This window comes from Marinobacter halophilus (assembly GCF_003007685.1).
GTDB lineage: Bacteria > Pseudomonadota > Gammaproteobacteria > Pseudomonadales > Oleiphilaceae > Marinobacter > Marinobacter halophilus.
In genome coordinates, this window is the sequence record NZ_PXNN01000003.1 from 497,392 (window position 1) to 510,294 (window position 12,903).

Genomic DNA, 12,903 nt, shown 5'->3' on the forward strand with positions numbered 1-12,903 from the left:
ACCTCGTTTTAATTTCCCCTTGCCCCATGTGCTGGCGGTGTTAGTGTATCTGGTCTAACTGCATAACCGGAGGCTGCCAGCGTATGACCGTTGAACTGAATGACCGTATTTCCGGAAAGGGAGCCCCTCTGATTCTGCTGCATGGGCTGTTCGGGTCTCTGGACAACCTCGGTGGCGTTGCCCGTCGTCTGGAAGATGGCTGGCAAGTTCACGCGCTGGATCAGCGCAACCATGGCAGCTCCCCGCATACCGACGATATGGATTATCCGGCCATGGCCGCCGATGTGATTGCCTACATGGATGCCCGAGGGCTCCACCAGGCCGCCATTCTGGGTCACTCCATGGGCGGCAAAGTGGCGATGCAGGTCGCTCTGAGCTACCCGGAGCGAGTCAAAGCCATCGTCGTGGCAGACATCGCTCCGGTCACCTACAAAGCCCGGCATGATGCAGTGTTGGACGGCATGAAAAGCCTGGACCTGAAAGGAATAACAACTCGCCAGGAAGCCGACACGCAACTGGCGAAGTTTGTTGATATCCCCGGTGTCCGGCAGTTTCTGCTAAAAAACCTGGAGCGCATTCCCGCTGATCAGATAACCGACCCGGACCAGACCTTTCGCTGGCGCCTGAATCTGCCGGTGATTGAGGCCTGCTATCAGAAGCTCGCGGCCGCGCCCGAGGGTAAGGGGCCCTACGAAGGGCCGGTATTGTTCATCAAAGGTGCTGATTCTGCCTACATTCAGGAGAAGCATCAGGAAACCATCCGTCAGATGTTTCCCGCCGCCGAGCTGAAAATCATTCAGGGAACCGGCCATTGGTTGCACGCCGAAAAGGCCGACACCTTTGCGACCTTGTGCCGTAAATTTCTGACGTTGTAGCACGCCGGTCGTGGCGTTGCCAGGCACCCGGCAATGTCTGCTAAGGTTAGGGTGTTTTGGCATCGCCTTCGGGCAAAGAATCATCAATGGATCGGGCGCTCATGATGAAATGGTTGTTGATCGGCCTGTTGGTCGTCTTTCTGCTGCTGGGCAGTTTTCTGCTGACACCCTCGCCCATAGACAGCAAAGCATGGCAAGCGCCCTCGCCACCAGCGCTGACCGGTGTGCTGGCCCCCAATGAGCGCCTGCGGCTGGCAGATCTTTTAGCCAGAGATCAGGTTTACGGGCCGGAGGACACAGCAGTCGATGCTCAGGGTGTGCTCTATACCGGTACTCAAGACGGCAAGATCGTGCGGGTGTTTCCCGATGGCAGGGTCGAAAATTGGCTGGATACCGAGGGCCGTCCGTTAGGTATGGTGTTTAACGGCGAGGGCAACCTGATTGTCGCCGATGCCTGGAGAGGTTTGTTGTCGATCAATCCTGAAGGTGTTATCACGGTTTTGGCCCGGGAAGCTGGCGGTACCCTGTTCCGTTTTACCGACGACGTCGATATTGCGCCGGACGGGCGCATTTATTTCACCGATGCCAGTTCCCGCTTTAATCAACCGGATTACCTGCTCGATCTGCTGGAAATGCGACCACACGGGCGCCTGCTCCGGTATGACCCCCGTACGCGTAGAACCGAGGAATTACTGGGTAATCTGCACTTTGCCAATGGCGTGGCGGTATCCCCTGCCGGGAATTATGTGCTGGTAAACGAGACCTGGAAGTACCGTATTCTAAAATATTGGATAGCGGGCCCCAAAGCGGGCCAGGCTGAAGTATTTGCCGATAATCTGCCGGGCTTCCCCGACAACCTTGCGGTCGATGGTGAAGGTCGCTATTGGGTCGCCTTCCCGACGCTCCGCAACGCCCGGGTTGACAGCATGCATCGTAAGCCTTGGCTGAAGAATCTGGTGGCCAAGTTACCGGACAGCCTGAAGCCACAACCCCAGGATTACGGTCTGGTGGTGGCGTTTGACGCCAGCGGGCGCATGCTGATCAGTCTGCAGGATACCCGTGGCACTCATTTGCAGGAGATCACCTCGGTCAATCCGCATGAGGGCACTCTGTACTTTGGCTCGCTTCACAACGATCGCATCGGCCGGCTATCTTTGCAGGCCATTCCCGGCTTGGGAGGACAACCATGACGGACGCTCAGTCGCTGAACTGGGATCTACCGGACCCTTTCACCATGACCATCATCGTGCGCCCGGAAGACACCGACCGGCTTGGCCACGCCAACAATGTGGTGTACGTGCGCTGGCTGGAAGAAGTAAGCTGGGCCCACATCGACAGTCTGGGCATGACCTGGGCGGTGCATGAAGAAACCGGTAAGGCCATGGCCATTACCCGTACCGAGCTGGATTACCTGGCGTCTGCCAATGCGGGCGACGAACTGGTGCTGGGCACCTGGCTGACCGACTGGGATGGCCGCTTCCGCTCCGCTCGGCAGTTCCAGCTTATTCGGCCAGCGGACGGCAAAATCCTGCTGCGGGCACTGTCGACTCACGCTTGTGTGGATATGAAATCCCAGCGGCCTTCCCGCGCCCCAAAGGCCTTTGCCGATATTCTGTCCGGTGCGCTGGTAGCTGGCGGTCGAGACCTGAACGGCTGAGGCTGAGCCGGCAGAATTCTGTTAGTCTGAGAGCTGAGGCCGGGAACGGCGCCGTTCAAACGTTGTCTGGAGACCCCCATGGAATCATCTGATCTGACCGAATCCGGCACCATGCGCCACGTGGTTTACGATCGTTTTGGCGAGCGTGATGTGCTGAGAGTGACCGAATCGCCGTTGCCGGTGCCGGCCGAAGGCGAGGTGTTGATCCGGGTACACGGTGCCGGCCTCAATCCCATCGACTGGAAAACCCGGCTGGGGCTTGGCTTTGTGGCGACCCAGATAGAGCACAGTTTGCCCTGGACGCCTGGCTACGACGCCGCCGGCGAGGTGGTTGCCGTGGCAGACGGTGTTACTACGCTGGCGCCCGGCGACCGGGTGATGGGGATGATCGGTTTTCCGGTTGCTGGCGGGGCTTACGCTGAATATGCCGTCGCCAACGTTGAAGATCTGGCTATTGTGCCCGAAGAGCTGGATCTGACGACAGCTGCCGGGGTGCCGCTGGCCGCTTTGACAGCGTGGCAGGCACTGTTTGAGGTTGCCAGGCTGGAAGCCGGCCAGAAAATTCTCATTCTCGCCGGCGCTGGCGGTGTCGGCCACTTCGCTGTGCAGTTTGCTCTTGAGCGTGGCGCTCATGTGATTGCCACGGCGTCAGCCCACAACCGGGATTTCCTGGCGGGACTGGGTGTGCATGAGGTGATTGACTACCACACCACGGACATTACCGATGAGTGTTATGGTCTGGACGTAGTACTGGACCTGGTCGGTGGTGACACTGGTAAACGGGCACTACACACACTGGCCGAATCCGGTGTGCTGGTGACAGTTCCCACCAACACCGCAGACGAAGTGGTCAGCGCGGCAGAGGCGATGGGGTTGCGGGCTCATGGCATGCGATCAAGGCCCGATGCCTTTCATCTGGATGAGATCGCTGAACTGATCGAAGACGGCGACGTCAAGGTTCACGTTGACCGGCTCTTCCCCCTCGATCAGGTGAGCGATGCCCACAACCTGCTGGAGGCAGGGCATGTCAGGGGCAAACTGGTACTCGACTGCCGTTAGTCCGGCAGGCTGGCGTTGCGGGCAATGCGATTGAGCAGGCGAGAGGCAGCAAACAAACCGAAACTGGCAGTCACCGGGCTGGCTGCACCGAAACCTGAGGCGCAGTCCAGCCTTACCGGGCCCTCGGTGGCAGGCTTCTGCAGGCAGACCTCGCCATCGGGTGCGGGGTAGGTCAGCTGCTCCAGTGAATATACTGCTTCAATGCCAAAGCGCCGCTTTGGATTCCGCGAAAAGCCATACTCCCTGCGCAGCAGGTTGCGCACCTTTGCCAGTAGCGGGTCCTGGGTAGTTTTGCTCAGATCTGCCACCTGAATCTGGGTCGGATCCATCTGCCCGCCGGCACCGCCAGAACAGACGATCGGGATCTTACGGCGCCGGCAGTGGGCAATCAGCGCCGCTTTGGCCTTAATGCTGTCGATAGCATCGATCACCCCGGTCAGGTCGCCGGTAATCAATTCCTGAGCATTGCTGGTGGTCAGAAATCCAAAATGCACTCGGATGTCGGCGTGAGGATTGATGGCGCGCAGCCGGTCCGCCATGGCGTCGGTTTTGGTACGCCCGTATTGACCGGTCAGGGCATGCAGTTGCCGGTTGGTATTCGACACACAGATGTCGTCCATGTCGATCAGGGTAAGCGTACCAATGCCGCTGCGGGCCAGCGCTTCAGCTGCCCAGGAGCCGACGCCGCCCAAGCCGACAATGGCAATGTGGGAATGTCGAAACGCTGTCAGGGCGCGGCGGCCATACAGCCTTTCAATACCTCCAAATCGGAATCCGTAATCGTCGGCGGTCATTCAGCCTCCGGTTGGGTGAACCAAAGCCGCCATTGTAACCTGTCCCCGCCGGAACCATAAAAAAAGCCACGCAAAAGCGTGGCTTCAAGAAGGTACCCAACTCGTTAAGAGGCGGGCTGGACTAGTTCAGAGACACTAATCAACGTGATCATTATCAAGTCCTGACCTGTTTTGGTGAAGGTCAGAACTTGCCAATCGTCGGTCATTTCCGGTCAGAATTTTTGGCCTGACCGGTGGTGTTGCCGTTTAAGCCACCCAATGCTCGTCGTTCATCGCCATTAGGCTGTCTTTGCCTGACTGAATGTCTTTGACCAGCCAGTCCACTTCCGGCAGCAGCTTTTCAAAGTAGTAACGAGCTGACGCTACTTTGCTTTCTAGCAGCGGCTTGTTACCTTCGCCGGCGTCCAACTGCCGGCTGGCGACAGCGGCCATGCGCGACCACAGGTAGCCGATAACAGTCAGTGCCATTACCCGCAGGTAGGGCGATGCGGCGGCTCCGGCCTGTTCCGGATCTTTCGGAGCATTCTGCGCCAGCCACATTGTGGCCTGTTCAAGGCTCTTGATGGCACCCTTGAGCTCTTCCCGATAAGGGGCATCCGGGTTGTCTTTCAGGAAGCCGGTCAGCTCGGTAAACAGGGCACGAACCAGCTGGCCGCCTTTCAGAGACAATTTGCGGCCGACCAGGTCCATCGCCTGAATACCGTTGGTGCCTTCGTAAATGCGGGCGATCCGACCATCCCGCACCAGCTGCTCCAGCGGCCAGTCCTGGGTAAAGCCGGAGCCGCCCAGCACCTGCTGGCCCCAGTTGGCGTTGTTATAGCCTTCGTCGGTCAGGAAGGCTTTCACTACCGGTGTCAGCAGCTGCACCAGGTCATCAGCGTTCTCGCGCACGCTCTCGTCGCCGTGAGCCACTGACAGGTCAAGTTGATGGCCGGTAAACAAAGCCATGGCCCGCATACCTTCGTTCAGTACCTTTTGGCGCATCAGCATCCGACGTACGTCCGGGTGCACGATGATCGGGTCAGCCGGGCCATTCGGGTTCTTGGGGCCACTCAAAGATCGACTTTGCAGGCGCTCTTTGGCGAAGGCAAGGCTTTCCTGGTAGGCCATTTCGGCCAGGCCAAGACCTTGCATACCGACCATCAGGCGAGCTTCATTCATCATGGTGAACATAGCGCGCATACCGTCGTTGGGCTCGCCCACCAGCCAGCCTTTGGCACCTTCAAAGTTCATTACACAGGTAGCGGAGCCTTTGATGCCCATCTTGTGTTCCAGGCCGCCGCAGAAGGCCGGGTTACGCTCTCCGGAGTCCGGCAGTACCTTGGGTACCACGAACAGGGAAATGCCTTTGGTGGTGTCTGGAGCGCCTGGCAGCTTGGCCAGTACCAGATGCACGATGTTGTCGACCAGATCGTGCTCACCGCCAGTGATCCAGATCTTGGTGCCCTCAATGGCGTAGCTGCCATCATCGTTGGGCGTGGCTTTGGTTCGGATCAGACCCAGATCGGTGCCGCACTGGGGTTCGGTCAGGCACATGGTGCCGGTCCATTCACCGGAGATCAGTTTTTCCAGGTAGGTTTGCTTCAGCTCTTCGGAGCCGTGCTCAAACAGGGCGCTGATGGCACCGTGGGTCAGGCCCGGATACATGCCCAGTGACAGGTTGGTGGAACACACCATCTCGTCGACTACAAATTTCAGTGTGTGCGGCAGACCTTGGCCACCAAATTCGATGGGCGCATCCAGTGCCGTCCAGCCACCTTCCACAAACTTTTTGTAGGCTTCTTTGAAGCCGTCCGGGGTTTTTACGTTTTTGGTTTCTGGATCGTAAGTGCAGCCCTGACGGTCACCGACCTGGTTGGTGGGCTGGATCACTTCAGCGGCCAGCTTGCCGGCTTCGTCGATAACGGCCGATATCAAATCGGGCGTGGCGTCGGCGTATTTTTCCAGTTCGTGCAGCTTGTCTGCTCCCAATACGTCAAACAGCAAAAAGCGAAGGTCGTTCGCGGGCGCCTGGTATTGCATGGTCACTCTCCTGTTATATCTGGTTCGGCATGAGCTGCCGTATGGTTTCTGCTTTGCAACTGTCGGTGTGCAAACTAAAGCCAGTTATTCATACGGGCGTTTGAAGAGTTTGGTTTTCCGAGGAGCAGGCTGAATGGATTGATTTTTCGTATCACCAGTATGGAATTCATTGATGAATTGGGGGCAGAGCATGGCGACGATAATCGCGGGTATCTCGGGTGCTATTGGCAGCGCTTTGGCGGAGCGCTACCTGCAGGCCTGGCCGGAGCAGTCACTGATCGGACTGTGTCGGCATCCGGAGCAGGCTCCGGAAGTCCTGCAACAAGACCCGAGGGTGCATTTGCGAGCGTGGGACGCCGGCGCGCCGGGGCAGATGTTGGCCGAGTCCGATATGATCGCGTTGCTGCAAGCCTATGGCGGTTTAGAGGATCTGATCTATGCGGCCGGGTTGCTGCACGACGAAACTATGTTTCCGGAAAAACGTCTGGATGAGCTGAGCGCGGACAACCTGGCGCGCGCCTTTCAGGTCAACTGCATTGGTTTTGGCATGTTGGTCCAGTCTCTGGCCGGTGCCCTGAGGGGAAAGCAGCTTAAACGGATTGTGGCGGTGTCTGCCAAGGTTGGGTCGATCAGCGATAACCGGCTGGGGGGCTGGTACGCCTACCGCTGTTCCAAGGCGGCGCTGAACATGATGGTGAAAAATCTGTCGGTTGAGTTGCCCCGGCGCTATGCCCCCATCGCCTGTGTGGCGCTTCACCCCGGTACCACCCGTTCGGCGCTAAGTAAGCCATTCAGTCAGTCGCTGGCAAATCTGAAAGTACACAATCCCTCTGAAACAGCCGATAACCTGTTCAAGGTAATTGGCTTATTGTCAGAGAATGACAATGGTCGCTTTATCAGTTGGGATGGCAAGGATCTGCCTTGGTGAGCATGGCCGGGCGACAGAATGCGGCAGGTGATTGACCTGCCGCGTTACCAATGGTCAGCGAATAAACGGATTCAGCATTCGGGTAAAGGTGCCGGTCAGCTTCAAGGGGGCACTGAGTACCGACAACGTTATGCAGTCTTCACAACCAACCGCAACCGGTTTGTGCTCGTCCTGTTCATTCAGCACCACAAAGTCCCACTGATTGAAAACGCCTTTCTGGTCTGCAAAGGCACCCTGCAACACGATGGTGGTTTCATTGCCCCGGTGGGTATGAGCAGGGGCTTTGCCCCCGGCGACCAGTTTCTGAAGTACCACTCGTTCGCGCTGGCCTGGAAATTTTTCGGTGATATCAAGAATGCTGACATCGCCCAGCTGTCGTTTCCAGGGAAGCTCATTGATGTCGTCACCCAAGAGCTTTTGTAACGGACTCAGTCGTAGCGTCTTGGCAACAGGGGCTGGCTCTGCGGGAGCCGAATCAATCCGCGCAAGCAGTTGATCAAAACTTGTATCGGATACTGTCACCTTAGGCTGCTGATCCATCATAACCGCTCCCAGGCTTTCGAGGGTTTCGACCCTGCTTCGGCAATGGGAGCACTGGTCCAGGTGTAGGCGGATACACAGGGCATGAGGCTCGCTCAAGTTGCCCGCGCTGTAATCCATCAAGCTGAGGCTGTCGGGATGATGCCGTGTCATACGTTCTGATCCTGCAAAATCACTTTCAGTTTGTTCAGAGCCAGGCGCACCCGGCTCTTGACCGTTCCCAAGGGAATCTGGAGTTCATCAGCCACCATCTGGTGGGATTTGTGCTCCATATAAACCTTGGCGATGACCGTAATCTGCTCTTCTGGCAGCAAACTCAGAGACTCCCGGATCCTGCGCTCGGACATCAGCCGGTGCAGTGATGCCACAGGCTCGTCTTCGCTATCACCGGGGATCTGCCACAGATCTTCTGTCTCGATGGCCATTTCGGCGCTGCTGCGCTGCATCTTACGAAGCATATCGATGCGCTGGTTGCGAGCAATGGTGAATATCCAGGTCGAAGCAGCTGCTTTACGCCAGTCGTACAGGCAGGAGCGACGCCAGATCGAAATGAATACCTCTTGCACCAGCTCTTCGGCATGGTTCGCCATGCCGTTGGAGATCGCGTAGTACTTGATCTGCGGCGCAAAGTGCTCGAACAAAGAATGATAAGCCACTCTGTCCTGGGTTTTGCCTACTTTTTCCAGCAAAGGACCCCAGGGATCTTTCCGGCCCTCTGGCCTTGATTTTTGCTGCTCCAGCGTAGTCACCGGGCGCTCCTTGACAGTCGCATGATTTGAACTTTTTATGGTCATCATCATTCTATGCACTCGCCGCAGATTTGTCAGTTGAGTTATGTACGCGCTTTTGCAATAACCGGATTGCCATAACAGGAATTGTTTCTGACCCCGCCGTCGCGGAAATTCTGTCAGCGGAGTAATTGCCGGATTGTCGGGCAGGCGCTAGTCTGAATGGAACAATAACGACATCCACTCCAGACCATGACCGCAATGCTTACCGGTGGCACTTTGCCTGTAACACGGGCCCATTACGCAGAAATCCTGTGCCGTTTGGCGGGAGAGCGGGGTGTGGGTCGCCATGAATTGATCAAGGCGGCCGGTATTCGTGACGCCCAGCTTGGTCATCCGGACAATTTCATCACGCTCGATCAGTTCACCGAATTGTGTCGGCAGGCCCTGGCGCGCTGCGGTGATCCTGGGCTGGGGCTGGAATTCGGCAAACGGCTCAAGTTCACCGCTCATGGCGCTTTATCGCAGGCGGCCATCAGTTGTGACACCTTGAAGCAGGCGCTGCGGATTTTGATCAAATATTTCCGCATCCGCTTTGCCTATATGTCGCTGTCTTTTTTTATTGAGGGTGACGAGGCGGTGATCCAGCTCGACATTCACCATGACACTGAAGATCTGCACCGGTTCAACATTGAAGTGGTGCTGGCGTCGATGATGGATGTGAACGCCCTGCTGTTTGGTCAACGGTTGCTGGACGGCGGGCGCTGCCTGGTGGATTACCCGAGCCCGGAAACCGTTGAGGCATACCGGCAGGTGTTTGGCGATATCGTCAGCTTCGACAACGAGGTGAATCAGCTCAGATTCCGCAAGCACCTGCTGGATTTGCCGATGTCGCTGTCCAACCCGGTGGCCCGCCGGGTGGCCGAAGCGCAGTGTGAGGAAGAGTTGCGGCAGATGGACGCCTCCTCTTCAGTCACCGAGCGGGTAGTCCGGCTCTTGGAGTCGGTTCGTGATGGCCGTTTGTTGAGCCTTGATGATGTGGCCGGACAGTTGCATGTGTCTGACCGGACGCTGAGGCGCCAGCTGGCGGCCGAGGGGGGGCGCTTCCAGGCCCTGCAGGAAGCCGTTCGTCACCGGCGCGCGCTTAAGCTGCTCAGACGTAACAACCTTATGGCGATTGACGAAATCGCCGAGCATCTGGGCTATAGTGACCCGTCCAATTTTGCTCGGGCTTTTCGCAAGTGGGAGGGCATTTCACCCTCCGCCTGGCGTCGATTGCAACAGGACTGGCCCGACTGATCGTTACTCTTCGAGGTAAGTGTAGCCTTCCAGGCCGGCCCTGAGTTCCTCCATCAACTGCGTCTGTGTTTCGGCATCCAGATTGCTGGCAGCGAATTTGTCCCGGTAAGCGGTCAGCAGGTTATCAGGCTCAAAATTTACGTAACGCAGTACCTTGGCTACGGTGTCGCCGGTGATGGGTGTGCCGATGTCATACTTCCCCTGTGCGTTCATGCGGACATCCACCGAATGGGTGTCTCCGAACAGGTTGTGCATGTCGCCCAGTATCTCCTGATAGGCGCCGGTCATGAAAAAACCCATCAGCAAGGGCTCCCCGGGTACATCTGTTGGCAACGGCAGAGTGGTTTCAATGCCCTGGCCGTCGACATATTGATCAATGCGACCATCGGAATCACAGGTGATGTCCTGAATCACTGCCCGCCGGTTCAGCGGCCGGTTCAGGCCGTTGATCGGCATCACCGGGAAGATCTGGTCGATGCCCCAGACGTCGGGCAGCGACTGAAACAGTGAAAAATTCACGAACAGCTTTTCAGCCAGCTTTTCATTGAGCTCGTCGATGATCTCCCGATGGGCCCGGTTGGCGCTGTCCAGCTGATCCCGCAGCAATCGGCAACAGCAGGTGTAGAGTGTCTCTGCCTGGGCTCGTTCCAGCAGCGACAGCAAGCCATGGGCAAATTGTGCGTGCACGTCGGCCATGGCATGCAGGACGTCGTGGTAGATTTCGGCGAGCGAGCGAGGTGAGTGTTCATCCTGCAGGCTTTCCAGATCCCGCCACAGATCCTCCAAAGGCGCTGGCGCGTTTTTGGCCGGTGCCACGGGCTCTCGGTGATCCGGTGCTTCCTGATCGATCACATTGGTCACCAGCACCGAATGGTGCGCAGTCAGTGCCCGGCCGGATTCGCTGATGAGATCCGGGTGTGGAATGCCCTGTCGGTCGCATTCCGCCTGCAGCACATGCACCACGTTGTAGGCGTATTCAAAGACGCTGTAATTCATCGAACAACTGCTGCGAGACCGGGTGCCCTCATAGTCCACCCCCAGGCCACCGCCAATATCCACGGTACCAATGGGCGCGCCCAGTTGTCGTAACTCGGTATAGAAGCGGGCACACTCGCGCAGGCCGGTCTGGATGTCCCGGATATTGGCAATCTGTGAGCCCAGGTGGAAATGCAGAAGTTGCAGGGTGTCGAGCGCATCCGCCTGCTTCAGGGTGTCGATGACATCAAGCACCTGGCTGGCCGACAGGCCGAATTTGGATTTCTCTCCGCCGGTGTTCTGCCAGTTGCCTTTGCCGATGGTCGCCAGCCGCGCCCTCACGCCAATCAGGGGTGATACGCCCAGACGTTTGGCCTCTTCCAGAATCAGTGGCAGCTCGGACTGTTTCTCTACCACGATGAACACCTGGTGTCCCAGCTTCTGACCGATCAGGGCCAGGCGGATGTATTCACGGTCTTTGTAGCCGTTGCATACAATGACTGAGCCAGGCTGATGGGCGAGTGCCAGCACCGCCATCAGTTCTGGTTTGCTGCCGGCTTCCAGCCCGACCTGGCCGGCAGAGGAGGCCGGTTCGGCGGCCATCAGCTCCTCGACTACCCGGCGCTGCTGGTTTACCTTGATCGGATAGACCGCGGTGTACCGGCCCTGATAGCCCTGTTCGCGGGTAACCTTGTTAAACGCCCCGCACAGCTTGTTGACCCGATCATGCAGAATGTCAGTAAAGCGGATCAGCACAGGCAGGGCGATGCCGGCGTCGGTCAGCGAGCGGGTCAGGCCTGGCAGGTTGATGCGCGCCGCGGTGCGGCCCCGGTCCGGGCAAATCTCCACTTCGCCCTGGCCATTGACTGCAATATAGCCGTCACTCCATTGGGCGATGTTGTATACCTTGTGGGCAGGTGATGCGGTGGTTTCAGCCATTATTGCTATCCTGTCAGGAAACCTGGGGCGGCCAGCGGGCCGTTTACAGGCTGCATTGTAGGAGTTGACCGGTGCCCCTACAATACGCCCCTTTCAAGATGTCCGGGCACGTAGCAGCGGCACACAGTGGGAGACAGACATGACAGCATTGAACGAAGGCTGGTTTACCGAGGTATTCCAGGATCAGGGCACAGCCTTTTCGCTGCAGGTAAAGGGCAAGCTTCACGAGGAGCAGACCCCGTTCCAGAAGCTCGAAATCTATGACACCGAAACCTTCGGCAACCTGATGGTACTGGACGGCTGCGTGATGCTGACCGCCCGCGATAACTTCCTGTATCACGAGATGATGACCCACCCGGCCCTGTTCACCCACAAAGATCCAAAAAAGGTGGTCATTGTCGGCGGCGGCGATTGCGGTACGCTTAAAGAAGTGCTCAAACACCCGAGCGTCGAAGAAGCCTGGCAGGTAGAAATCGACGAGCGGGTAACTCGTATGTCCGAAAAGTATTTCCCGGAACTGTGCGAAGCCAACGACGATCCTCGTGCCAACTTCTTCTTTGGTGACGGCATCCAGTGGATGCGGGAGATCGAGCCGGACAGCATTGACCTGATCATCATCGACAGCACTGATCCGGTCGGCCCGGCCGAAGGTTTGTTTGCCCTGGATTTCTATCGGGATGCGCTGGCTGCCCTGAAAGAGGGCGGCATTATTGTGCAGCAGAGCGAATCGCCGCTGTTACACACCAATACCATCATCAAGGATATTCATCACGACATGCGCAAGGCCGGTTTTGGCCACGTCCAGACCCTGCCGTTCCCGCAGCCGGTCTATCCTACCGGCTGGTGGAGCTGCACCATGGGCAGCAAAGAAAACCCGCTGAAGTATTTCCGCGAAGAAGACGCCAGCGATCGCCCGTTTGTCACCCGGTATTACAATCGCGGCATTCATCACGGTGCCTTGGCAATGCCCCAGTTTATGCTGGATACGCTGGAAGATGAGGTGCGTCCGCAAGAGGGTTAGCCCCTGACTGTCAGCGATTCAGCATGATTCAGCATAAAAAAGGGGTGCCGGTTACGGCACCCCTTT

12 protein-coding genes are annotated in these 12,903 nt (G+C 57.6%); 7 read left to right on the forward strand and 5 right to left on the reverse strand.

Annotated elements, in window-relative coordinates; all coding sequences use genetic code 11:
* Nucleotides 1–83 precede the first annotated feature (83 nt).
* From C7H08_RS02275 to C7H08_RS02290, 4 genes are all read left to right on the forward strand, one after another.
* Complete coding sequence (locus C7H08_RS02275; RefSeq protein WP_106670125.1) at nucleotides 84–875, forward strand: alpha/beta fold hydrolase; 792 nt, start codon at nucleotides 84–86, stop codon at nucleotides 873–875.
* 104 nt (nucleotides 876–979) lie between these two features.
* Nucleotides 980–2,065, forward strand: a complete 1,086-nt coding sequence (locus tag C7H08_RS02280; protein ID WP_106670253.1) for an SMP-30/gluconolactonase/LRE family protein — start codon at nucleotides 980–982, stop codon at nucleotides 2,063–2,065.
* Nucleotides 2,062–2,532, forward strand: coding sequence for an acyl-CoA thioesterase (locus tag C7H08_RS02285; protein WP_106670126.1), 471 nt, complete (start codon nucleotides 2,062–2,064; stop codon nucleotides 2,530–2,532). The genes C7H08_RS02280 and C7H08_RS02285 overlap by 4 nt, the downstream gene beginning before the upstream one ends.
* A 78-nt stretch (nucleotides 2,533–2,610) precedes the next feature.
* Nucleotides 2,611–3,591 (forward strand): NADP-dependent oxidoreductase, encoded by a 981-nt coding sequence (locus C7H08_RS02290; RefSeq protein WP_106670127.1) that lies wholly within the window; start codon nucleotides 2,611–2,613, stop codon nucleotides 3,589–3,591.
* On the opposite strand, the gene tcdA is transcribed toward C7H08_RS02290, so the two are convergent.
* Complete coding sequence (gene tcdA / locus C7H08_RS02295) at nucleotides 3,588–4,385, reverse strand: tRNA cyclic N6-threonylcarbamoyladenosine(37) synthase TcdA (RefSeq protein WP_106670128.1); 798 nt, start codon at nucleotides 4,383–4,385, stop codon at nucleotides 3,588–3,590. The genes C7H08_RS02290 and tcdA overlap by 4 nt on opposite strands.
* 246 nt (nucleotides 4,386–4,631) lie before the next feature.
* A complete protein-coding gene (locus tag C7H08_RS02300; protein ID WP_106670129.1) occupies nucleotides 4,632–6,407 on the reverse strand; it encodes an acyl-CoA dehydrogenase C-terminal domain-containing protein in 1,776 nt (591 codons plus the stop codon).
* Nucleotides 6,408–6,597: 190 nt separating this feature from the next.
* On the opposite strand from C7H08_RS02300, the gene C7H08_RS02305 reads away from it, so the two are divergent.
* On the forward strand, nucleotides 6,598–7,335 hold the full coding sequence (locus C7H08_RS02305) for an SDR family NAD(P)-dependent oxidoreductase (RefSeq protein WP_106670254.1): 738 nt from the start codon (nucleotides 6,598–6,600) through the stop codon (nucleotides 7,333–7,335).
* A 54-nt stretch (nucleotides 7,336–7,389) separates the two neighbouring features.
* Here C7H08_RS02305 and C7H08_RS02310 read toward each other — a convergent pair whose 3' ends face one another.
* Nucleotides 7,390–8,028 (reverse strand): ChrR family anti-sigma-E factor, encoded by a 639-nt coding sequence (locus C7H08_RS02310; protein ID WP_106670130.1) that lies wholly within the window; start codon nucleotides 8,026–8,028, stop codon nucleotides 7,390–7,392.
* Nucleotides 8,025–8,624: a sigma-70 family RNA polymerase sigma factor gene (locus C7H08_RS02315; protein ID WP_106670131.1), complete on the reverse strand. Its 600-nt coding sequence runs from the start codon at nucleotides 8,622–8,624 to the stop codon at nucleotides 8,025–8,027. Before C7H08_RS02315 ends, C7H08_RS02310 begins: the two co-directional genes overlap by 4 nt.
* Nucleotides 8,625–8,855: 231 nt before the next feature.
* On the opposite strand from C7H08_RS02315, the gene C7H08_RS02320 reads away from it, so the two are divergent.
* Nucleotides 8,856–9,902 (forward strand): AraC family transcriptional regulator, encoded by a 1,047-nt coding sequence (locus C7H08_RS02320; protein ID WP_106670132.1) that lies wholly within the window; start codon nucleotides 8,856–8,858, stop codon nucleotides 9,900–9,902.
* Between the two features lie 3 nt (nucleotides 9,903–9,905).
* Here the strand turns inward: C7H08_RS02320 and speA are convergent, their stop codons facing one another.
* Nucleotides 9,906–11,816 (reverse strand): biosynthetic arginine decarboxylase, encoded by a 1,911-nt coding sequence (gene speA, locus C7H08_RS02325; RefSeq protein ID WP_106670133.1) that lies wholly within the window; start codon nucleotides 11,814–11,816, stop codon nucleotides 9,906–9,908.
* A gap of 139 nt (nucleotides 11,817–11,955) precedes the next feature.
* Here speA and speE point away from each other — a divergent pair, with 139 nt between their 5' ends.
* The gene (gene speE, locus C7H08_RS02330) at nucleotides 11,956–12,837 is read left to right on the forward strand and encodes a polyamine aminopropyltransferase (RefSeq protein ID WP_106670134.1); all 882 of its coding nucleotides are present in this window, start codon (nucleotides 11,956–11,958) and stop codon (nucleotides 12,835–12,837) included.
* The last annotated feature ends 66 nt before the right edge of the window (nucleotides 12,838–12,903 follow it).

Coding starts and splice junctions, on each gene's coding strand:
- C7H08_RS02275 (WP_106670125.1), top strand. CDS start 84: ATGACCGTTGAACTGAATGACCGTATTTCCGGAAAGGGAGCCCCTCTG.
- C7H08_RS02280 (WP_106670253.1), top strand. CDS start 980: ATGAAATGGTTGTTGATCGGCCTGTTGGTCGTCTTTCTGCTGCTGGGC.
- C7H08_RS02285 (WP_106670126.1), top strand. CDS start 2,062: ATGACGGACGCTCAGTCGCTGAACTGGGATCTACCGGACCCTTTCACC.
- C7H08_RS02290 (WP_106670127.1), top strand. CDS start 2,611: ATGGAATCATCTGATCTGACCGAATCCGGCACCATGCGCCACGTGGTT.
- tcdA (WP_106670128.1), bottom strand. CDS start 4,385: ATGACCGCCGACGATTACGGATTCCGATTTGGAGGTATTGAAAGGCTG.
- C7H08_RS02300 (WP_106670129.1), bottom strand. CDS start 6,407: ATGCAATACCAGGCGCCCGCGAACGACCTTCGCTTTTTGCTGTTTGAC.
- C7H08_RS02305 (WP_106670254.1), top strand. CDS start 6,598: ATGGCGACGATAATCGCGGGTATCTCGGGTGCTATTGGCAGCGCTTTG.
- C7H08_RS02310 (WP_106670130.1), bottom strand. CDS start 8,028: ATGACACGGCATCATCCCGACAGCCTCAGCTTGATGGATTACAGCGCG.
- C7H08_RS02320 (WP_106670132.1), top strand. CDS start 8,856: ATGACCGCAATGCTTACCGGTGGCACTTTGCCTGTAACACGGGCCCAT.
- speA (WP_106670133.1), bottom strand. CDS start 11,816: ATGGCTGAAACCACCGCATCACCTGCCCACAAGGTATACAACATCGCC.
- speE (WP_106670134.1), top strand. CDS start 11,956: ATGACAGCATTGAACGAAGGCTGGTTTACCGAGGTATTCCAGGATCAG.